We start from the raw sequence: 19,426 nt of genomic DNA, 5'->3' as shown, positions 1-19,426 counted from the left end.
TCAAACCGCGCCTCAAAGGCGCGGGCGCAGTAGGAGTAAAGCAATGGCCGAAAATGCCTCAACGCTGGGTCAGTTCGATTTCGCCGGTGACGATCACGTCGTTCCCTTCCAGGTGGAAGGTTTGGACGTGCGAGGCCGTGCCGTGCAGCTCGGTCCGCTGCTGGATGCGATCCTCGCCCGGCACGACTATCCGACGCCGGTTGCACGCCTTCTGGCCGAGGCCGTTGTTCTCACCGTCCTGCTCGGCACGTCGCTGAAGTTCGAAGGCAAGTTCACCGTGCAGACCAAGGGCGACGGCCCCGTCGACCTTCTGGTTGCCGATTTCTCGACGCCGGAAAATGTTCGCGCCTACGCTCGTTTCGACGAAGAAGCTTTGGCAAAGGCTGTCGCCGAAGGCCGGACCGAGCCGGAGCAGCTGCTCGGCAAGGGCGTGCTCGCCTTCACCATCGATCAGGGACGTTTCAGCCAGCCCTATCAGGGTATCGTGGCACTCGATGGCGCTTCGCTCGAGGAGATCGCCGGCACTTATTTTCGCCAGTCGGAACAGATACCGACGCGCGTGCGCCTCGGTGCTGCGGAACTCTTCGATCGCGACGAGAATGGCAAGCCGCGCCACCGCTGGCGTGCTGGCGGCCTGATCGCGCAGTTCCTGCCGGAAGCGCCCGAACGCATGCGCCAGCCGGACCTGCATGGCGGTGATGGCGATTCCGGTGTTCGCAACCATGTCGAGGACGATGCCTGGGCGGAAGCGCGCAGCCTTGTGGAAACCATCGATGCCGATGAGCTGACGGATCCGCAAGTCGGCACCGAGCGTCTTCTCTATCGTCTCTTCCACGAACGCGGCGTGCGCGTCTACGAGCCGAAGGCCGTCTATGACCGCTGTTCGTGCTCGCGCGACAAGCTGAAGGGCGTCTTGAAGGGGTTTACGGCCGAGGAAATCGAAGCGAGCCAGGACAATGGCGAGATCGCCGTGACCTGCGAATTCTGCTCGACCACTTATCGCTTCGAAGTGTCGGAGATTGAAGTGGCCTGATGCCGCTTAATTCAGCGTGCGAAGCAGGTTCGGTGTATCCAGCGAGAAGGCGGGGATCTTGACATGGAAGAGCTCCCCGTCGTCCGTCTCCATCTGATAGTGGCCGAACATCATGCCTGAGGGCGTGTCGAGCGGGCAGCCTGAGGAATATTCATAGGTATCGCCCGGTTTCAGATGCGGCTGCTCGCCGACGACGCCAGGCCCGGTCACCTCATCCACCATGCCGTTCATGTCGGTGATGTGCCAGTAGCGCGTCACCAGTTTCACGGCCTGTTCCGAGTGGTTGGAAATGACGATGCGATATCCCCAGACATAGCGATCATCGTCCGGGTCGGATTGCTCCTCCAGATAAAACGGCTCTACAACCACTTCGATGTCGCGTGTTAGGGCGCGATACATGCCTGATACCTTGCCACTGCCCTGAAACGCCGGGCGCTCCTTGAAGCCCCATTGTCGTTTCAGCATTTTCAAGTCTGCGGCATATTATCCGCTTTCCACTACTCCCGCAAAGCGCAGAATATCTAGCGGTATCCTATAACCAATCCATTCCGTCAAGGAACGGCGTGATGAAATCTCGCTCACGGAGACGGGCCGTTCTGAAATTCAGTTATTACGGTCGATGAAAAAGGTTAGTCCCTTCTTCTCAAAGTATCTTGTTTCGCGCGTCATTTAGTCTTGTCTACCGTAATGCCCGCTGATGGGGCGTGCGGCGCGTAAATACGCTTGCTGCGATTGCTGGTGCACTTCAAGCACCGGTCGTCACATCTGATCGCCAGTTGTTAAAACCTCCTGGCCATATAAGCCCTGTTCCTTTCTTATGTTCCTCTAGGGGAGCTTGCTCCGGATTCCCTGTCAGCAGGATTTCGGCTATCATCTGATTCTGGCATGGCCCGTGCCTCCCCCCTCCATACGGGAAAGTATATTTCGTGCAGGGCCGTCGATATCCAAACCGACTGTTTGAGCGCCTGGCATAAGGAGGGGTTGCGGTCATTGCTCGCAATAGGAGGTTTAGATGAGGCTTTCTGCCCCTGTTTATCATTTGAAGCGTAAGGCGAAACTTCTGTCTCGCCGGCAGAATATCCCCTTGCACGCCGCGTTGGATCGCGTTGCGGCCGGCGAAGGTTTTGAAGGCTGGAGCTTGCTTGCCAGCAAAACGAGCTCAGCCGTGCCCGTCGGCGAGCTGTATTCGCGTTTGAGCCCGGGCGATCTGGTGCTTGTCGGCGCGCGGCCCGGCCACGGCAAGACCTTGATGAGCTTGAGGCTCGCCGTCGAAGCCATGAAGGCTGGCAATCGCGGCGTCTTCTTTACGCTGGAAGACACGGAAAGGGTCGTTCTGGACCGTTTCCCGGTGATCGGTGCCGATCATGCGGAGTTTGCTGATCTGTTCGAGTTCGACAATTCCGACGCCATCAGTGGCGACTATATCGTCGAGAGGCTGGCCCAGGCGTCGCGCGGCACGCTGGCGGTGGTCGATTTTCTGCAGCTGCTGGATCAGAAGCGGGAGAAGCCGGAACTGATGACCCAGGTTCAGACATTGAAGGCGTTTGCGCGTGCCAGAGGCGTGATCGTCGTCTTCGTCTCGCAGATCGACCGGTCCTATGATCCGGCGCTGAAGCCCGTGCCGGATCTGTCGGATGTCCGCCTGCCGAATCCGCTGGATCTCAAGCTGTTCGACAAGATGGTCTTCCTGAACAACGGTCGGGTTCAGTTCAAGGCTGCCGGCTAACAGGCTGCCACATCTTGCCATTGCCCGATGAGGGCAGGTCGAGCCGCCCAGAGAAAATCCGGGCGGCTCGATCAGTATCAGGCGGAAACCTGCTCGAGCGCGCGGGCGAAATCCTCGACCAGATCGGCCCCGTCTTCGATGCCGGCGGAGAAGCGCACGGTACCCGGCGAAATGCCGAGCTCGGCCCGGGCTTCGTCGGTGAGGTTCTTGTGCGTCGTGGTGGCCGGATGGGTGATCAGGCTCTTCGAGTCGCCGAGATTGTTGGAAATCTTCACGATCTCCAGCGCGTTCTGCAGCTTGAAGGCCGCTTCCTTGCCGCCCTTGAGCTCAAAGGCGACGAGGGTCGAGCCGCCGCTCATCTGCTTGGCGATGATATCGGCCTGCGGATGATCCTTGCGGCCCGGATAGATCACGCGAGCGACCTTGTTCGTCTGCTCGGCGAGGAAATCCGCAACCTTGGAGGCATTCGCCGTCTGCTGCGCAACGCGCAGCGGCAGCGTTTCGATGCCCTTCAGCAACGTCCAGGCGGTAAACGGCGACATGGCCGGGCCGGTATGGCGGAAATAGTCCTGCAGGTTTTCGTCGATCCACTGCTTGTCGGAGAGAATGACGCCGCCGAGCGAACGGCCCTGGCCGTCGATATGCTTGGTGGCGGAGTAGACGACGATATGGGCGCCGAGTTCCAGCGGCTTCTGGAAGAGCGGCGTCGCAAAGACGTTATCGACCACCACCTTGGCGCCGATCTGGTTGGCGAGCTTGGCGACGGCGGCAATATCGACCACTTCCAGCGTCGGGTTCGTCGGGCTTTCGAGGAAGAAGACCTTGGTGTTCGGGCGGATTGCCTTTTCCCAGTTCTCGGTGAAGCGGCCGTCGACCAGCGTGCATTCGATGCCGTATTTCGGCGCGAGCGTCTCGACCACCCAGCGGCAGGAGCCGAACAGCGCGCGGGCAGCGACGATATGATCGCCGGCCTTCAGCTGGCAGAGGATGGCGGCGGAGACGGCGGCCATGCCCGAAGCCGTGGCGCGGGCATCTTCCGCGCCTTCCAGAGCGCACATGCGCTTCTCGAACATGTCGTTGGTCGGGCTGCCGTAGCGGGCGTAGATGAAGCCATCCGTCTCGCCCTTGAAGCGGGCTTCCGCGGCTTCCGAGGTGTCATAGACGAAGCCCTGGGTCAGGTAGATTGCTTCGGAGGTCTCGCCGAACTGCGAACGGAGCGTTCCGTTGTGTACGAGCTGGGTTGCGGGGCGCCAAGTCTTGCTCATGCCATCACCACTTTCAAAACAAAAAAACCGGTCGCGAAAGCAGACCGGTTCAACCCCGGTCTTTTTAGCCATTTGTTTAACGTGGCTGCAAGCCGACCGGCCAAATCACCACGGGATAAGTTGCAATACTGCCGTTGACGGCTTGCGTCAATTCCCCGAGTTTGGTTTTGTCTGCGACAAATTATGAGAGAGGCATGATGGCTCGCAATACTGGAATCTTGGCTGATCGCGCCATCGCAGCGCTCTTTGAAACGGGGCGTCTGACGAGTGAGAGAGAACTGGACGTCGATCAGATCCAGCCGGCAAGCCTTGATCTCAGGCTTAGCTCGCATGCTTTTCGCGTCCGCGCCAGCTTCATGCCCGGCCCGTCCCATCTGGTCGCCGACAAGCTCGACCGGCTGAAGTTGCACGTCATCGATCTCTCCGAAGGCGCTGTGCTCGAAACCGGCTGCGTCTATATCGTGCCGCTGATGGAGCGTCTCGACCTGCCTGAGGATATGTCGGCTTCGGCCAATCCGAAGAGCTCGACCGGCCGCCTCGATATCTTCACCCGCGTCATCACCGACCGGGCGCAGGAGTTCGACAAGATCCCGGCCGGCTATTCCGGCCCGCTCTATCTCGAAATCAGCCCGCGCACTTTCCCGATCGTCGTTCGCCGCGGCTCGCGTCTGTCGCAGATCCGCTTCCGCGTTGGACAGGCCCTGCTCACCGAGCCGGAGCTGCTGGCGCTGCACGAGACGGAAACGCTTGTTGCCAGCAAGAAGCCGAACATCACCGGCGGCGGCATCGCGCTGTCGATCGATCTTGCCGGCGACAAGGAAGGGCTGATCGGCTACCGCGGCAAGCATCACACGGCCGTCGTCGATGTCGACAAGAAGGCCCAGCACGATATTTTCGATTTCTGGGAGCCGCTCTACAGCCGCGGCCGCACCGAGCTGATCCTCGATCCCGATGAGTTCTATATCCTCGTTTCGCGCGAAGCGGTGCATGTGCCGCCGCACTTTGCCGCAGAGATGACGCCGTTCGATCCGCTGGTCGGCGAGTTCCGCGTCCATTATGCCGGCTTTTTCGATCCCGGTTTCGGCCATGCGCCGGCCGGCGGCCGCGGCAGCCGCGCGGTGCTCGAAGTGCGCAGCCACGAGGTGCCCTTCATCCTCGAAGACGGCCAGATCGTCGGCCGCCTGATCTACGAACACATGCTGGAGCAGCCGAGCAGCCTCTACGGCTCCGGCCTCGGCTCCAACTATCAGGCACAGGGCCTGAAGCTGTCGAAGCACTTCCGGCTTTGATCGACTATTTGGCGGCCTTGACAGAGGCCGCCAACTGTTGGACATCTCAAGGGTGCAGGCGGGTGTAGCTCAATGGTAGAGCAGCAGCTTCCCAAGCTGAATACGAGGGTTCGATTCCCTTCACCCGCTCCATTTTCCTAACAGTTTCACAGTTGACCGCCCGCGTCTCCCTTTTGGGGTGATTGTTTCGCTGTGTAGGTAGCGAGCACCTTGGCTTGGGGCAGCAGTTTCCCGGATGCGTCCGACAGCCAGGTATCGTAGCGATAGAACATCATCGGCCCGATTGAAATCTGGGTGCGAAGCCTGTCGAGCGTATCGAGAAACACCTGTATGCACTGGCTCAGGGTCTCGCCTTTCTTGTTGGGAAAGGCGTTGAGATCGAGGAATCCCCATTCGGTGATCCATAGGGACTTGTCCCGGCCGAGTGCGGCGGCATCCTGGCGCAGCATCTGCGTCGCCATGCCGTCGATGTAGTTCGGCGACACGTAGATATGCGTGCCGTAGCCGTCCACGTGATAGGTGGCATTGCTGAGGTAGTTGAAACCATCGACATTCTTCAGCATGGCGACGGCCCGGGCCGGGTTGATGAGGTGACGGGGCGGGCCTTTACATGGGTCGCAGCCATGGGCCATTCCGAAGGTGATGATCTTCGCGGCGGGATAGTAGCGAGGATCGTGCAGAATGGTCGCCCCTGTTTTCAGGAATGCGCCGTATCCGCGCAGCCACGTGTGCAATTCATCTGCCGTAGCCGGATGGTCGTATGGCACGTCCGCATCGTAATAATAGCTGTCATCCTCGCTGCCGAATTCGACCGCATCGATCGTCAGACCTGCCGCCTTCAGCGCGCCAAGCAGGCTCTGGAAGCGCTGTGTGAATTTCGTGAGATCGATCTGGCTCAGCTTCTTCGCTTTCCAGCCGCGGTCATGCATTTGCAAGGGAACATCATAGTCCTCGTCCATCTGGGCGACGGTTATCAGAACCTTCAGGTGCCGTTGTTTCGCGAGCCGGATCTCATTCACGAAATTCGCCACACCCTGCGCCGAGCCGGATGTCGGTCCGTCGCGAAACCAGGCAGCACCCAGGCCTCGAATGTCTGTGAGTGTCTTTTCCTGAACCGCCGTGCTCTGCATAGATAGCCCCGAGCGGTCGATGCCGAGTTCCGAGGATCCCGCAGGAACGGCCCACACTGTCATGGCCAAGGCGAGTACGTACGCGAAACTGGATAGGGGCCTGTTGAACACCATAGCCTGTCCTCGCGAGGCGTCGCAATTAAAGATGGTGACGCCCGTGCAATAGCTGTTGTTTGAATCGCCACCCCTGTTTAGCCTGTCTTTATGTCTTTAATTGCGGGGATGCGCTCGAGGTGATTGATCACATAACCATCGAAGTCAGCGATCTCGAGGGAAGCAAGGCCTTCTACGAGCGGGCCTTCGAACCCTTGGGCTATCGCCTGTCTTTTGGAAAAGAGCACGTGTTCTGGGCGTTCGATGTCGGCGATGGCAGCCTCTTCGAGATCCAGCATACCGGCAGCAAGCTGCCTCTGACGCATTTGCATGTCGCCTTCCGAGTCCAGAAGAGGGCCGAAGTCGATGCCTTCCATCGCGCTGCGCTCGAAGCGGGCGCCAAGGATAATGGCGTGCCTGGACCGCGACCGGACTATGGCGCCGATTATTATGCCTGCTTCGTCCTCGATCCCGATGGCTACAATATCGAGGCGATGGTCAACAGACCCGGCGCCTGATTGCCGGGCTCAGGTCAGGAAGGGTCTTTTCGCCTTCAGCGTTTCCGCTAGTGCTTCACCGAAGGTTGCGATTGGACGAGCAAGGCGTCCCGCCGGCGGCCGGTGCACCAGCCAGTTGACGACCTTCGGGCTGAAATCGGGAGCCTCGATGATCTCGATGGAATTGCGCCAGCGGCTGTCGGCCAGCGCGGCCGGCGTCAAGACACCGATGCCGAGTCCGCGCGCAACCAGCGACATGCGCAGATCGGCGCTCATGGCCTCGACTCCGACATCGAAAGGCAGGCGCTCGGCTTCGAAGCGATGCTGAATGAAGGCGCGAAAGCCGCAGCCGCTTTGATTCATGATCCAGGGGAAACGGGAGAGATCTTCAAGTCTCGGCTCCTTGGGGACGCCGAGCGACGGCGCCGCGACGAGAATGACGGCGTGGACTCCGAGCACATCGCCGACGACATTGTCCGGCGGCTGCAGCCCCTCCGCCAGGCAGACCGTTGCCGCATCGAGCTGACTGTGCGCCACCTGCTCGATCAGCTGTGGCGACCAGCCGGTGACGATCCGTAGCGTCAATTGCGGAAACTGGCTGCGCAATTCATCAAGCGGAGCGGATAAGGCCGCTTCGGAGAGATAGGGCATGATCCCGAGGCGAAATTCACCGCCGATCGTGCCACCGGGCGAAACGCCAGCCTTGAGATCGTCGAGCGAGCGCAACACCCGGCGCCCATGCTCATAGGCCTCGCGTCCCGCCGCCGTCGGCCTCAGGGGCTTCGATTGCCGGTCGAGGAGGGCGATGCCGAGACTGTCTTCCAGGTTCTGTATGCGCCGGGTGATGCCCGGCTGGGTCAGATTGATGCGTGCAGAGGCCGCGACAATCGAGCCCGTTTCCACCACAGCGACGAAAGCTTCCAGATCATGAATGTTCATGCTGAACTCGCATAATCATTATTAGTTCATTTCAATTGCCGCATTATGTAACAAGGCGATAAACATGGCTATCTTTATTATCAGAAATTATTGGAGAGCTCATGTCGCAAGTTCCCGAATGCATGACGAGCGAGCCGGAGGAAGATGTTTACACGGCAGCGGCCGCTCCTTCGACCTTGTTGTTCGCCATCGCCACCGGCGTCATCATCATCAATCTCTTCGCACCCCAGACGCTGGTTGGCATCATCGGCCCCTCGCTCGGCTTTTCCGAGAGCGGCGCGGGCCTGGTAGCCATGGCCTCGCTGCTCGGTTATGCCGCTGGCCTGTTTTTTCTAGTGCCGCTGGCGGATCTCATGGAAAATCGGCGGCTGGTGCTGCGCATGCTTGTCTCGGCTCTGGTCATGGCTATTGCCGCCGCCTTCGCGCCGACGGGCTGGAGCCTGCTGATCTTCCTCTTCCTGCTGGGGGCGGCCTGTTCGGCGATCCAGATCCTCGTGCCGATCGCAGCCGCCATGGCACCGCCTGAACATCGCGGCCGGGTAATCGGCAATGTCATGAGCGGTGTCATGGTCGGCATTCTTGTCTCGCGCCCGCTAGCGAGCCTGATCGCCGATTTCTGGGGCTGGAGAAGTTTCTATGCCATGAGTGCGGTGACGCTCGCGCTCTTGGCGGCCGTTCTCGCCCTGCGCCTGCCGGAGCGGCGCCCGTTGGTCAGCGCAAGCTACGGGGCCTTGATCGGCTCGCTCTTCGATCTCTTGCGGGAGGAGCCGGTGTTGAGGCTGCGCGCCTTCACCGCCGCGTTGATGATGGCAAGCTTCAGCCTGTTCTGGACTTCCGTCGCCCTGCGTCTGGCACAACCACCATTCTCGCTTGGCCAATCCGGCATCGCACTGTTTGCCCTCGTGGGCGCCGGCGGCGCTGCCGCGACCTCTGTCTTCGGCCGCATGGGTGACAGGGGCTGGACACGGACGGCGACATTGGCCTCGCATCTGATCGTCCTTGCCGCCATGGCGCTCGCCGCATGGGTAGGCGCAATACGGTCGAGCGACTCTATGGCCCTGCTGATCCTCCTGGGTGCCAGCGCCGTCCTGCTCGATGTCGGCGTCACCGGAGACCAGACCTTGGGCCGTCGTGCCGTCAATCTCCTGAAGCCGGAGGCTCGCGGACGCATCAATGGTCTCTTCGTCGGCATCTTCTTTCTCGGCGGAGCTCTCGGATCGGCGCTTGCCGGCACGGCATGGGATTTCGGCGGCTGGGTTGCTGTCTGTGCAGGGGCCGCGGGCTTTGGCGTGATTGCATTGATCACGGGCTTTGCCGCACGCACCTGAACGATGCCAGGAGACGGGCAGCACTTGTGATCGCACGGCCGCATCGCCATTTGTAGCCCTTTCAGGTGGGCGCCAGACAAACATGTAAAAACAGACGCCCCTTGTCAGGAGTGTCGGAATGCGTGGAATTGCATGGCTTTACAGGCTGAGAGCCGTTTTCAGGAGCGGTGTGCTGAGAATTGCCCGCAGCACCAAAGTCCCTCTCGGCACCAGGATCATCTGGAGGCGCGGCGACGTTCGCATCGGAGAGAGAGTGCATTTCCGTAAGGGAGTGGTCATCGATGCGCAAGAAGGCAGTATCGAGGTCGGCAACCACGTTTCCTTTAACGATTATAGCATCCTGCTGGGCCGTGGCGGCATCTCCATCGGCAACGACGTGCGCATCGCCGCTCATGCGATGATCGTCTCCTTCGATCACAATTTCGATGATGTTTCCCGCCCGATCCGCCTTCAGGGTGTCACGAAGAAGCCGATCGTCATTGAAGATGATGTCTGGATCGGCGCAGGCGCCAAGATCCTCGGCGGCGCCCACGTCGCCAAGGGATGCGTCATCGGCGCCAATGCCGTTGTCAAAGGAAAGACCGAGCCCTATGGCATCTATGTCGGAGCTCCCGCAAGGCTACTGAAGCGGCGCGGAGAAACCGGCGACCGCGGATCTGCAAGGGTCGAACAATTCGCCCGCGCGAAAAAGTAAGCAGTTCGACCGGGTAATCTCGTCGGGCTGGACGCTTTACATTGAATGCACCGCGAGTGGCTGTCGATGCCGACGTTGCCGGTTTCAGAACTCAGTCCAGTCCGATTCCTTGCTCGTTGTCGCCGCCGGCGTGGCACCGAAGGCGCTCAGCAGCTTCTGACCGAGCGCACGCGCGGGAGAAGCGGCCGGCCGCACCTTGGCATTGTCGACGGCCCGGATACGCGGAGTTGCAACCGGCGGGGCCGCCGGTCGAGGTGCCGGCCTCGGCGCTGGGCTGACGACAGGTTTCGCAGAGACGCGCATGGCATCGCCGCCATCCGTGCGAAACTGAGCAAGCAGGTTGGACAGCGAGGCAGCCTCCGTCGCCAGGCTGTGGCTTGCAGCCGTGCTCTCCTCGACCATGGCGGCATTTTGCTGCGTGCCGCGATCCATGCTGTTGACGGCCGTATTGATCTCCTGCAGGCCAGCCGACTGTTCGCGGGAGGCTTCGGCGATCGCCTGCACATGCCGGTTGATTTCCTGCACGCCCGAGACGATGGCATCGAGTGCCTTGCCGGTTTCGCTGACCAGTCCGACGCCCGTACGTACATGCGTTTCGGAAGTAGCGATGAGACCCTTGATTTCCTTGGCAGCATTGGCGGAGCGCTGAGCAAGCTCGCGCACTTCCTGGGCGACGACGGCAAAGCCCTTGCCGGCATCCCCCGCACGGGCGGCCTCGACGCCGGCATTCAGCGCCAGAAGATTGGTCTGGAAGGCAATATCGTCGATGACGCTGATGATGTTGCCGATCTCGCCCGAGGACTTTTCGATCTGCTGCATGGCTTCGATTGCATTGCGGACGATCTCGCCGGAGTGTTCCGCGTCGCCGCGGGTATGGGCGGCGAGCTGGCTGGCCTCCTGCGTGCGCTTGGCGGCGTCCTTGACGGTGGTGGTGATCTGCTCCAGGGCGGCAGCGGTTTCCTCGACGGAAGCGGCCTGCTGTTCGGTACGCTTGGAAAGCTCGTCGGCTGCGCCACGGATTTCGTCGGCACCGGCACTGATGGCGCGGGCGTTGGAGCCGACGGCTTGTATCGTTGCGTTGAGCTTGTCGAGCGAGCTGTTGAAGTCCTGCCGCAACTGATCGAGATGCGCAACGAACTGGGTATCGATCTGCGTGACGAGATCGCCTTCCGCAAGACGCCTTAGGCCGTCGCCGACAGCCTGAACGGCCTGTTGAAGCTGTGCCGCTTCGGCAGCCTGCCTTGTCTCGCGCTGGCTACGCTCGCTGTCGCTGAGGATGCGATCCGCCTCGGTCTGCGCTTCAAGGCGGGACCGCTCGACGGCGTTGTCACGGAATATGGCGACGGCGGAGGCCATCTGCCCGATCTCGTCGCGGCGCTCCTGGCCCTCGATCTCGCTTGCCGTGTCGCCATGCGCAAGTGTCGTCATGCGCTGATGCAGCCGCATCAGCGGCGCGGCGATGCCCTTCTGCGCGGCATACATGCCGAGGAGGATGGCCAGCATGATCAACCCGGCGAGAGCCATGAGCATGTAGTTGACGGAGCTGTTGAGATGGACCGACAAGGCATCGGCGCCCTGGTTCATCCGGTTTGTCAGCGCATCGTCGTTGGCCTGGATGCTGGCAATGAGCTTGGGCAGCTTTTGGTTGACCAGCATCAGAGTCGCCTCGGCGCCCTTGAGGTCGCCGTTCTTGCGCTGATCGATGGTCTTTTCGGTGAGGCTTTGCACCTCATCGAGACGGGCAAGGATCTCATCGATCGATTGCTTTGCCGAGGGAATGAGATTTTCCGCATGGGTCAGTCTTTGCTTGGCTTCGCCGAAATAGCTGCTGCCCGCCGCAATCGCCTTGAAGGCGTCACTGCCGGGATCGAAATTCAGCATCAGGCTTGCTTGCAGCACGGAAGCGAGAGAGGCAGCGCTCGCACGCGCGGCCTCGCTCGCCGCGACGGCTTCATTGTCGAGGAAGGCGCTATAGGCCCGATCCGCCTTGTGGAATTCGCTGGTGATCAATAGCAGGCCGACGAAGGAAATGACGCCGAGAAACAGGATCACGGCGAGCATCTTGGTTTTGATTTTCAGGTTCCTGAACATGGTGGTCCGCCTGCGAATGCCGTGCCTTATTCAGAGTGAGACCAAGAACCCGCTCGCCCGTCTCGGGTCGTGAGGGGAGCGCTGCCTGAAGTGCACGGGTGAAGCCGAATTTGCGTGATACCTTGCCGAGAAGGTCCAGACGACCTGCATCATGCGATCGGCGTTGGGGCCGATGTCGTCGATGGCGCTGAGTACAATCAACAGAGCTTAATCGACCGCTAACGGTGGCGGCGGCAGAGCCGGATTCCCTCATTAATTTTGTGCATGTGCAAAACTTCGCAACCGGGCGGTGCGCACGATCTCCGCCGTTCATCCAGCAGACGCGGCCGCCGACATTGCATGGCACGATATTCCCCCTGCGGCGTGACTCTGCTAAATCGGATTCGTGAATCAGAAACGTGCACCCACGACCGGAGGCTGGATCGAGACCATGCCTGTTTGCCTTTCGTCGACGATCTCCGTCCCCCGGCTTCTCGCGTGTGCGGCATTGGTCGCCATCTCCTGCGCCTGGCCGGTTGCCGCCGAGGAGACGAAGCCGCAGAACCTGCCGATCCTGTTCGATGCGCGCGAGCGCCTGCCGAAGCCGGACCTGTCCTCCCTGGTCAGGCTGCGCTTCCTGACATCGATCGATTTTCCGCCCTTCAATTTCCTCGATCAGAACGGCAAGCTCACGGGCTTCCATGTCGAGCTGGCGCGCAAGATCTGCGATGAGCTCTCAATATCCGACAAATGCCAGATCCAGGCCTTGCCCTTCGGCGAATTGCAGGGCGCGCTCGCGGCTTCCCAGGGCGATGCCGTCATTGCCGGCGTCGCGGTCACGCCTGAACTGCGCAAGACTTTTGCCTTTTCGCGGCCTTTCCTGACGTTGCCGGCCCGTTTCGTGCGCAATCTCAAGGCATCGATCAGCGGCAGCACGACCGCCTCGCTCGCGGGACATCCGGTCGGTGTCGTCAAGGGCACGGTGCACGAGGCAATGCTGACGGCCTTCTTCCCGGCGATCAAGCCAGTGCCGTTCGACGACAAGGATGCGCTGCTGGCCGCCGTCAAGGACGGCAAGGTCGATGCCGCTTTCGCCGATGGCCTGCAGCTTTCCTTCTGGGTCTCGTCGCCGGCGGCGGAAAAATGCTGCGCGCTGTTTGACGGTCCCTACCTGTCGCAGCAATTTCTCGGCGAGGGCTTGACCATCATGCTGCGCCAGCAGGATGCCGATCTGACGGCCGCGATAAATCATGCGCTTGCCACACTCTCACGCGATGGCAGGCTGCAGGAAATCTATCTGCGCTATTTCCCCTACGGGCTGTACTAGAGCGGTTCAGCTTTTCACGGCTTCTCTGAAGCGCCCTAGCTCTTTGCTTTCTCGCAATTGCGGACGAAAACCGCTGCGCACTTTTCCCGGAATTGCTCTGGTCAGGCCTTGCGGTAGCGGGCAATCGCGCTGCGCTCGATGGCCGCGCAGGTCAGCTTGTCGAGGCCAAGACGGTCGCGAAGCAGGCTGAGCAGGCGCAGTTCCTCGGCCTTGACCGACAGGTCGGCCGAAGCGACTTCGACGGCAAGGGCGTAGGCTGTATCGTAGAGCCGCGCCGGCAGCGTATCGCGTACGGTTTCGAGCACGATGTCGAGCCCTTCATTGCTGGCCAGGAGCTTGGCGCAATCGCGGGAGACGGAGATCAGCTTCTCGTCGTCGAACCCCTTGAAGACCGGCAGGGCGTGGATGAGCTCACCGATGCGGCTGAGTTCCCGATCGTTCATCGTGCGATCAACGGCCGAGGCCAGTACCATGACATAGATCAGGGCCTCGTGAGCAGAAAGCGGCTTGTTCATGACAGGCGAAGTCCTTTGAATTTGGCAGGCTGAAAAGTCGCGCGTCTCATCGCAAAAGTTACTGCATAATTCCTTAAATCGGAATCGATTTAAGGAATTATGCAGCGGGTTTAAAGTGCTACAGCGACCTTTGCGGGTCACATATGACGCGCGGCGCTGTAACGGCGGAAGCAGGGCGTCAGATCGGATTGAGCGGGTCTTCCTTGGGCAAGGCTGGTCCGAGCGTCGATTTTCCATTCTTGCGTGGATCGTCCCCATACATGCCACGCTTCTTTTGCTTGGCCTCATCGACCAGCGATGCAAGCGGCGAGCCTGGCTCCGGATCGGCCCAGCCAAAGCGCACCAGCCAGGCGCTGAGATCGACGCGGACATAGCGGCAGGCGCCCTTGACAGTGCCTTTCCAGTTGGCATCGGGCACATCGCAATCGATCGAGCGGCCACGCAGATACATGCGGAAGGCCGTGCGTGCGGCCTGGCCGCAGGGCCAGTCCTTCCCGCTCGGGCCGGTGCACATCCGGTCGACATCGGTCGGAACGATCCCGCTGAGCTGCACGCTCCTGCCTGATATGGTCAATATGCCAGCCTGATCCGAGAAGGGGCGGACGAGTTCGATCGTTGTCGTCTGCTCCTGCGGCTTGGATGCGGGATCAAGCGCTGTCTGTTCGGACTGAGGCTCCGGCTGAGGCTGCTGCTGTGGTGACTCCGGCGGCAGGGTTCGATGTTCGGCAGCCGCCGTTTCCCTGTCGATCTGGTCGGCCGGTATCCGGTTGTCCGGGACGGGATCCGTCTTGACCTCATCGGAAGACGCTGTCTCCGATGAAGCGGCAGCCGCCTTGTCCGGCGCGCTTTCGCTTGGCTGTGGAGCCTGGGACTGGGCAGCGCCCTTGTCCTTCGCCGCGTCTGTCGGAACCTCGTTGTCCTGTTGCGTCACCGGCTCTGCTGCCGCCGTCTTGTTTTCCTCGACCTTGGCCTCGTCGTCGTCACTCGCCGCTGCCGCTGCCGCCGCCGCCATGGCGGTGGCGGACAGCTCGGGACCGCCGTCGGAGCTACTTGTGGAAGGGGACGCTGTGGCTAGGATCGTTGCCTTATCCTTCGTTGCTTGCGTGGCCGAGCCGTCGGCCTGCACTAGCGGCTGACCCGAATTCGCGTCGCTCTGCTTCGTGGTTTCAGCGGGCTTGGGTGCCTCGATAGCCTTCGGCGGCATGGTGCCGGCCTGGGCGGTCTCGCTCGGGGTAGTCGCAGCCGGCTTGTTTTCTGCCGCCGTAGTGCTGTTGCCCCGGTGGGGCAGGCTGAAACCACGCTCACTGACCTGAATCGCGACGAGGGTCAACCAAGAACCGACAATGGCGCCTGCCACACCGGCAAGCCAAATATCACGACGCATAACGAGAAAACTTTCCTATTGGCTGGCCCAAATGATCCGGGCAATCCATTCCACATCCGCAAGCTCGAAGCTGCGATTGGGGTGTTCGGGGTTGAGCGACAAAAGTTCTATCGACTTGGCGCTCTGCCGCAGCAGGACCTTGGCCATGACTTCACCCTCGCGGGTCTTCACGACGACACGGTCGTTTTTCCTGATCTGAGCACCTGGCTCGACAATCAGAATATCGCCATCCCGGTAGAGCGGCAACATGCTTTCGCCCTGCACCTCGAGCGCATAGGCGCCAGTCCTTTGCCCGGCTGCAACGGGAAACTCCACCATGTCCCAGCCCTGACCGGCCGGAAATCCGCCATCGTCGAAGAAGCCACCTGCGCCCGCCTGGGCGAAGCCGATCAGGGGGATCGAGTGGCCGGCCGACAGGGTCCCATTCACGAGCGCAGCGCCCGGTGGTTCGCTCGGCCGGATGAAGCTCAGGAACTGCTCCAGGCTGGCACCCGTTGCATCGAGGATCTTGGCGATCGATTCCGTCGAGGGCCAGCGCAGGCGGCCGTCCTGGCTCAACCGCTTGGATTTGTTAAAGGAAGTGGCATCAAGGCCGGCGCGGCGGGCGAGACCAGAGGGGGTCAGGGCATGCCGCTCGGCAAGCCGGTCGATCGCACCCCATATCTGCTCGTGTGACAGCATCGCCGCTCGGTATCCGCGCCGGCTCGCCCGGCGCTCTGCTCTTTAGAAAACGTTAACCGAGGCATTTTGGCGAGTAAAGACCGGCATAGGAATACGGTCCTTTATCCCCGTGCTTTCGTCGTATGGCCTTTTTGCCGGCCTCAGGTCTTCTGCGGTTGCGGCTTGACGTCCGGTTGCTCGTTCTGGAATTCTTTCGCCATGCCCATGAAGCCGCGCATGAATTTCTGCATGATGCCGAGCGTGCGGTCGATCTCGGCATCGTCGGGCAGGCTTGCCCCCTTGTTCGAGGCGACCGTTTTTTCCAGTTTCGTCACGCGGTCGGCCAGGCGATCTAGCTCGTCGTCATAGGCGGTGCGTTCATCGGCAGCCATGCGGCAGACGAGATTGCCGTTCTGATCCTGGCAGATGGACATGGCGCCCGTCTGCTTGTCGAGGCGGATGAAGTGATCGCCGCTGCGCTCAAGCTGAAAGCGTTCTGCATCCGGTTCGGCCGATAGAGCCGGCGTGGCGAGAAGAAAGGCGGTAGGCAGAAGCATGGCCACAAGGCCGATTTTCAGTTCCTTCGTCATGTCATCCTCCGGATTTTCTGCGTTAAACCCCAAATCCATCACGGAAACCGTGGACATCGGCTGATGTTTTCGTGCAAAGCCCTATCAGGACAGCTTTACAGAGGGATGATGATCGCCATGCCAGTGGTTTACAAGATCGTGCCGGACACGCTCTGGCAGCAAGCCAGACAAACCGGCGTTTTTCATGGCGCGGCGATCGATCTGACCGACGGCTATATTCACCTCTCCACCGCGAAACAGTCAAAGAAAACTGCCGAGCTCTATTTCGCGGGGCAGACCGGCCTGCTGCTGGTGGCGGTCGATGGCGATGCGCTCGGCGACAAGCTGGTCTTTGAACCCTCGCGCGGCGGCGATCTCTTCCCGCATCTCTATGCGCCGCTGCCGCTTTCCGCAGTAATCTGGGAAAAGCCGTTGCCGATTGGCGACGATGGCGCTCACGTCTTTCCGGAGATGGCGGAATGATCGGCGCCTTTCGCGATCTCGGCCGGCGCGGCCTGTTCCTGTTCGATCCGGAAACCGCCCATGGCATGTCGATAGCGGCGCTGAAATCGGGGCTGGTTCCGGCCTGCCGCATCAGTGCCGATCCCCGCCTGCGCCAGACCGTGGCTGGGCTCGATTTCGCCAACCCGATCGGCATGGCCGCCGGCTACGACAAGAATGCCGAGGTGCCGGAGGCGCTGCTGAAGCTCGGCTTCGGCTTTACCGAGATCGGCACTGTCACGCCGAAGGCGCAGTCGGGCAACCCGCGTCCGCGCATCTTCCGCCTGGTCGAAGACGAAGGCGTCATCAACCGCCTCGGTTTCAACAACGAGGGTCATGAAGCAGCTCTGCAGCGGCTCAAAACCATTCGTGGCAACGGCATCATCGGCGTCAACATCGGCGCCAACAAGGACAGCGCCGACCGCATCGCCGATTACGTCGCCGGCATTCGTCGCTTCTATTCCGTGGCGCGTTATTTCACCGCCAATATCTCCTCGCCGAATACGCCCGGCCTGCGCGATCTACAGGCGCGCGAAAGCCTGTCGGCCCTGCTGTCGGCCGTGCTTGCCGCCCGCGACGACGAAGCGGTCAAGGCCGGCAAGTGCATTCCCGTCTTCCTCAAGATTGCGCCGGATCTGACGGAGGAGGGCATGGACGATATCGCTGCCGAAGTGCTGTCGCATGCGCTTGACGGATTGATCGTCTCCAACACCACGCTGTCGCGCGACGGTTTGAAGGATCAGCGCCAGGCGAAAGAGGCAGGCGGCCTGTCCGGCAAGCCGGTCTTCGAAAAATCGACCGCAGTGCTTGCCAAGATGCGCCGCCGCGTGGGTGCGGCTCTGCCGATCATCGGTGTCGGCGGCGTGTCGTCGGCGGAGACGGCGCTGGAAAAGATCAAGGCCGGCGCCGATCTCGTGCAACTCTATTCCTGCATGGTCTATGAAGGGCCGGGTTTGCCGGGACAGGTCGTTGCCGGCCTGTCGAAGCTGCTCGATCGCGAGCGTGTCGGCTCAGTCCGAGACCTGCGCGATGCCAAGCTGGACTACTGGGCGAACCGGAACGTTTGATCCGCCCGCTTCTTCAGGCCCATGGCCAGGAAGATGCCGCGAAACAGCAGGAAGGTATTCATGGCTATCCACAGGCCGTGATTGCCGAGCGTGGGCACAAAAATGGCCAGCGCTATCAGATAGCCGCCGAAGGAAAGCAGCATCTTGTTGCGCATCTCACGCGACCATGTGGCGCCGATGAAGACTCCATCCATCAAAAAGGCGAGGGCACCGGTCAGCCCGGTGATCGCCGCCCAGGGCAGGTAGGCTCCAGCAGCAGCGCGAACCTCCTCGGACGTCGTCAGCAGGCGGATCAGGGCTGGTCCCAGAGTGAAGAAGAAGATGGCGGCGGCAAGAGCCAACCCGAAGGACCAGAGCGCGGTCAGTTTCAAGCCGCGCTCGAAGGCCGGCCGATAATTGGCGCCGATGGAGCGGCCGGTGATCTGTTCGGCTGCGTTTGCCAGCCCGTCGAGATAATAGCCGGATAACAAGAAGAAGTTCATCAGCACGGCATTGGCCGCCAGCATCACGGCGCCGAAGCTGTTGCCGATGCGCGTCATCAGCGTGAAGGCAGCGATCAGCACGAAAGTGCGAATGAGGATATCGCGGTTGAGCGCGAAGAGCTGCGTGAGCTTGGTGCGTGAGAGCAATTCCGCGCGCGCCGGCCGTTCCTCGCCGGCAAAGCCGCGCAGTACGATCGCAAGCCCCAGCAGCATGCCGCTCGCTTCCCCGATCAGCGTGCCCCAGGCAACGCCGGCGACACCCCAGCCAAGACGGAGCCCGAGCAGGATGGCGAGCACGATGTTGACGCCGTTGATAACGGTCTGCAGCAGGAGGCCGATACGACCCTGGCCGCGGCCGAGCACGAAGCCAAGCAGTGCGTAATTGGCAAGTGCTGCCGGGCCGGAGAGCATGCGGATGGAGAAATAGGTGCGCGTCGCGTCGGCAATGCCGCCTTCCGGTCCCATCAGCTTGATGCCGATCCAGAGCAGCAGCGGCGACAGAAGCACGATCACGATGCCGCAGCCGAGCGCCGAGATGATGGCACGCCAGAAGACGGCCTGCTGCTCGTGCCGATCGTGGCGGCCATAGGCCTGTGCGGTCAGCCCCGTCGTCGATGCGCGCAGGAAGTTGAAGCTGGCAAAGAGGAGGTCGAAGAGCACGGCGCCGATCGCCAGGCCTGCCAGCGCATCCGGCTGTCCCATATGGCCGACGACGGCTGTGTCGACGAGGCCGAGCAGCGGTGTCGTCATGAAGCCAAGCGTCATCGGAAGCGCGATCGACAGCACGAGCCGATGTGTCACGTCGAAGGGCAGAACCCTTACGCTCCCCTGCTGGACATCCATTTGACCTTGCGCCT

General features: G+C 61.3%; 19 protein-coding genes, 1 tRNA gene and 1 riboswitch. Of the genes, 10 read left to right on the top strand and 10 right to left on the bottom strand.

Annotated elements, in window-relative coordinates:
• The first annotated feature begins 43 nt into the window (after window positions 1-43).
• Window positions 44-1,033, top strand: coding sequence for an Hsp33 family molecular chaperone (locus GA0061100_RS23890; RefSeq protein WP_075855297.1), 990 nt, complete (start codon window positions 44-46; stop codon window positions 1,031-1,033).
• Between the two features lie 6 nt (window positions 1,034-1,039).
• On the opposite strand, the gene apaG is transcribed toward GA0061100_RS23890, so the two are convergent.
• Entirely contained in the window at window positions 1,040-1,432 is a 393-nt protein-coding gene (gene apaG, locus GA0061100_RS23885) for a Co2+/Mg2+ efflux protein ApaG (protein WP_075855483.1), read from the bottom strand.
• A 613-nt stretch (window positions 1,433-2,045) separates the two neighbouring features.
• Between apaG and GA0061100_RS23880 the strand changes: the two genes are divergently transcribed.
• The gene (locus GA0061100_RS23880) at window positions 2,046-2,759 is read left to right on the top strand and encodes a DNA helicase (RefSeq protein ID WP_075855296.1); all 714 of its coding nucleotides are present in this window, start codon (window positions 2,046-2,048) and stop codon (window positions 2,757-2,759) included.
• Between the two features lie 77 nt (window positions 2,760-2,836).
• On the opposite strand, the gene GA0061100_RS23875 is transcribed toward GA0061100_RS23880, so the two are convergent.
• Complete coding sequence (locus tag GA0061100_RS23875) at window positions 2,837-4,024, bottom strand: O-succinylhomoserine sulfhydrylase (RefSeq protein ID WP_075855294.1); 1,188 nt, start codon at window positions 4,022-4,024, stop codon at window positions 2,837-2,839.
• Between the two features lie 43 nt (window positions 4,025-4,067).
• Window positions 4,068-4,146, bottom strand: a riboswitch (SAM riboswitch).
• A gap of 72 nt (window positions 4,147-4,218) precedes the next feature.
• On the opposite strand from GA0061100_RS23875, the gene GA0061100_RS23870 reads away from it, so the two are divergent.
• The gene (locus tag GA0061100_RS23870) at window positions 4,219-5,313 is read left to right on the top strand and encodes a 2'-deoxycytidine 5'-triphosphate deaminase (RefSeq protein WP_075855293.1); all 1,095 of its coding nucleotides are present in this window, start codon (window positions 4,219-4,221) and stop codon (window positions 5,311-5,313) included.
• A 58-nt stretch (window positions 5,314-5,371) separates the two neighbouring features.
• Window positions 5,372-5,445: transfer RNA gene (locus tag GA0061100_RS23865), tRNA-Gly, on the top strand.
• A gap of 14 nt (window positions 5,446-5,459) precedes the next feature.
• Here GA0061100_RS23865 and GA0061100_RS23860 read toward each other — a convergent pair.
• Window positions 5,460-6,443 carry a hypothetical protein gene (locus tag GA0061100_RS23860; protein ID WP_075855291.1) on the bottom strand — a complete coding sequence of 328 codons (984 nt, stop codon included), beginning with the start codon at window positions 6,441-6,443 and terminating at the stop codon, window positions 5,460-5,462.
• 233 nt (window positions 6,444-6,676) lie between these two features.
• Here GA0061100_RS23860 and GA0061100_RS23855 point away from each other — a divergent pair, with 233 nt between their 5' ends.
• Complete coding sequence (locus GA0061100_RS23855; RefSeq protein WP_075855290.1) at window positions 6,677-7,054, top strand: VOC family protein; 378 nt, start codon at window positions 6,677-6,679, stop codon at window positions 7,052-7,054.
• 9 nt (window positions 7,055-7,063) lie between these two features.
• Here the strand turns inward: GA0061100_RS23855 and GA0061100_RS23850 are convergent, their stop codons facing one another.
• Complete coding sequence (locus GA0061100_RS23850; RefSeq protein ID WP_075855288.1) at window positions 7,064-7,972, bottom strand: LysR family transcriptional regulator; 909 nt, start codon at window positions 7,970-7,972, stop codon at window positions 7,064-7,066.
• 101 nt (window positions 7,973-8,073) lie between these two features.
• Here GA0061100_RS23850 and GA0061100_RS23845 point away from each other — a divergent pair, with 101 nt between their 5' ends.
• Both GA0061100_RS23845 and GA0061100_RS23840 read left to right on the top strand, forming a co-directional pair.
• Window positions 8,074-9,300 carry an MFS transporter gene (locus GA0061100_RS23845; RefSeq protein WP_075855287.1) on the top strand — a complete coding sequence of 409 codons (1,227 nt, stop codon included), beginning with the start codon at window positions 8,074-8,076 and terminating at the stop codon, window positions 9,298-9,300.
• 118 nt (window positions 9,301-9,418) lie between these two features.
• Window positions 9,419-9,994 (top strand): acyltransferase, encoded by a 576-nt coding sequence (locus GA0061100_RS23840; RefSeq protein WP_075855286.1) that lies wholly within the window; start codon window positions 9,419-9,421, stop codon window positions 9,992-9,994.
• An 84-nt stretch (window positions 9,995-10,078) separates the two neighbouring features.
• On the opposite strand, the gene GA0061100_RS23835 is transcribed toward GA0061100_RS23840, so the two are convergent.
• Window positions 10,079-12,085, bottom strand: a complete 2,007-nt coding sequence (locus tag GA0061100_RS23835) for a methyl-accepting chemotaxis protein (protein ID WP_075855285.1) — start codon at window positions 12,083-12,085, stop codon at window positions 10,079-10,081.
• Between the two features lie 430 nt (window positions 12,086-12,515).
• On the opposite strand from GA0061100_RS23835, the gene GA0061100_RS23830 reads away from it, so the two are divergent.
• Window positions 12,516-13,391, top strand: a complete 876-nt coding sequence (locus GA0061100_RS23830; RefSeq protein ID WP_075855284.1) for a transporter substrate-binding domain-containing protein — start codon at window positions 12,516-12,518, stop codon at window positions 13,389-13,391.
• A 101-nt stretch (window positions 13,392-13,492) separates the two neighbouring features.
• On the opposite strand, the gene GA0061100_RS23825 is transcribed toward GA0061100_RS23830, so the two are convergent.
• From GA0061100_RS23825 to GA0061100_RS23810, 4 genes are all read right to left on the bottom strand, one after another.
• A complete protein-coding gene (locus GA0061100_RS23825) occupies window positions 13,493-13,906 on the bottom strand; it encodes a tellurite resistance TerB family protein (RefSeq protein WP_075855283.1) in 414 nt (137 codons plus the stop codon).
• Window positions 13,907-14,084: 178 nt separating this feature from the next.
• Entirely contained in the window at window positions 14,085-15,290 is a 1,206-nt protein-coding gene (locus GA0061100_RS23820) for a thermonuclease family protein (RefSeq protein ID WP_075855282.1), read from the bottom strand.
• Window positions 15,291-15,305: 15 nt separating this feature from the next.
• A complete protein-coding gene (locus GA0061100_RS23815; RefSeq protein ID WP_075855280.1) occupies window positions 15,306-15,971 on the bottom strand; it encodes a S24 family peptidase in 666 nt (221 codons plus the stop codon).
• A gap of 140 nt (window positions 15,972-16,111) precedes the next feature.
• On the bottom strand, window positions 16,112-16,540 hold the full coding sequence (locus tag GA0061100_RS23810) for a hypothetical protein (RefSeq protein ID WP_075855482.1): 429 nt from the start codon (window positions 16,538-16,540) through the stop codon (window positions 16,112-16,114).
• Between the two features lie 105 nt (window positions 16,541-16,645).
• Here GA0061100_RS23810 and GA0061100_RS23805 point away from each other — a divergent pair, with 105 nt between their 5' ends.
• Window positions 16,646-17,002 (top strand): DUF952 domain-containing protein, encoded by a 357-nt coding sequence (locus GA0061100_RS23805; protein WP_075855279.1) that lies wholly within the window; start codon window positions 16,646-16,648, stop codon window positions 17,000-17,002.
• Window positions 16,999-18,087, top strand: a complete 1,089-nt coding sequence (locus GA0061100_RS23800) for a quinone-dependent dihydroorotate dehydrogenase (RefSeq protein WP_075855278.1) — start codon at window positions 16,999-17,001, stop codon at window positions 18,085-18,087. The genes GA0061100_RS23805 and GA0061100_RS23800 overlap by 4 nt, the downstream gene beginning before the upstream one ends.
• On the opposite strand, the gene GA0061100_RS23795 is transcribed toward GA0061100_RS23800, so the two are convergent.
• The gene (locus GA0061100_RS23795; RefSeq protein ID WP_075855277.1) at window positions 18,063-19,412 is read right to left on the bottom strand and encodes an MATE family efflux transporter; all 1,350 of its coding nucleotides are present in this window, start codon (window positions 19,410-19,412) and stop codon (window positions 18,063-18,065) included. The genes GA0061100_RS23800 and GA0061100_RS23795 overlap by 25 nt on opposite strands.
• Between the last annotated feature and the right edge of the window lie 14 nt (window positions 19,413-19,426).

Origin of the sequence: Martinezella hainanensis (genome assembly GCF_900094555.1) — a bacterium.
GTDB classification, from domain to species: Bacteria; Pseudomonadota; Alphaproteobacteria; order Rhizobiales; family Rhizobiaceae; genus Rhizobium; species Rhizobium hainanense.
This window is presented reverse-complemented; position numbering and strand designations above follow the sequence as displayed.

Bases quoted from the DNA above. Each gene is read 5' to 3' on its own strand.
- GA0061100_RS23875 (WP_075855294.1), bottom strand. From the start codon at position 4,024: ATGAGCAAGACTTGGCGCCCCGCAACCCAGCTCGTACACAACGGAACG.
- GA0061100_RS23820 (WP_075855282.1), bottom strand. From the start codon at position 15,290: ATGCGTCGTGATATTTGGCTTGCCGGTGTGGCAGGCGCCATTGTCGGT.
- GA0061100_RS23840 (WP_075855286.1), top strand. From the start codon at position 9,419: ATGCGTGGAATTGCATGGCTTTACAGGCTGAGAGCCGTTTTCAGGAGC.
- GA0061100_RS23870 (WP_075855293.1), top strand. From the start codon at position 4,219: ATGATGGCTCGCAATACTGGAATCTTGGCTGATCGCGCCATCGCAGCG.
- GA0061100_RS23795 (WP_075855277.1), bottom strand. From the start codon at position 19,412: ATGGATGTCCAGCAGGGGAGCGTAAGGGTTCTGCCCTTCGACGTGACA.
- GA0061100_RS23825 (WP_075855283.1), bottom strand. From the start codon at position 13,906: ATGAACAAGCCGCTTTCTGCTCACGAGGCCCTGATCTATGTCATGGTA.
- GA0061100_RS23815 (WP_075855280.1), bottom strand. From the start codon at position 15,971: ATGCTGTCACACGAGCAGATATGGGGTGCGATCGACCGGCTTGCCGAG.
- GA0061100_RS23890 (WP_075855297.1), top strand. From the start codon at position 44: ATGGCCGAAAATGCCTCAACGCTGGGTCAGTTCGATTTCGCCGGTGAC.
- GA0061100_RS23850 (WP_075855288.1), bottom strand. From the start codon at position 7,972: ATGAACATTCATGATCTGGAAGCTTTCGTCGCTGTGGTGGAAACGGGC.
- GA0061100_RS23805 (WP_075855279.1), top strand. From the start codon at position 16,646: ATGATGATCGCCATGCCAGTGGTTTACAAGATCGTGCCGGACACGCTC.
- GA0061100_RS23830 (WP_075855284.1), top strand. From the start codon at position 12,516: ATGCCTGTTTGCCTTTCGTCGACGATCTCCGTCCCCCGGCTTCTCGCG.
- GA0061100_RS23880 (WP_075855296.1), top strand. From the start codon at position 2,046: ATGAGGCTTTCTGCCCCTGTTTATCATTTGAAGCGTAAGGCGAAACTT.
- GA0061100_RS23845 (WP_075855287.1), top strand. From the start codon at position 8,074: ATGTCGCAAGTTCCCGAATGCATGACGAGCGAGCCGGAGGAAGATGTT.
- apaG (WP_075855483.1), bottom strand. From the start codon at position 1,432: ATGTATCGCGCCCTAACACGCGACATCGAAGTGGTTGTAGAGCCGTTT.
- GA0061100_RS23860 (WP_075855291.1), bottom strand. From the start codon at position 6,443: ATGCAGAGCACGGCGGTTCAGGAAAAGACACTCACAGACATTCGAGGC.
- GA0061100_RS23835 (WP_075855285.1), bottom strand. From the start codon at position 12,085: ATGTTCAGGAACCTGAAAATCAAAACCAAGATGCTCGCCGTGATCCTG.
- GA0061100_RS23800 (WP_075855278.1), top strand. From the start codon at position 16,999: ATGATCGGCGCCTTTCGCGATCTCGGCCGGCGCGGCCTGTTCCTGTTC.
- GA0061100_RS23810 (WP_075855482.1), bottom strand. From the start codon at position 16,540: ATGACGAAGGAACTGAAAATCGGCCTTGTGGCCATGCTTCTGCCTACC.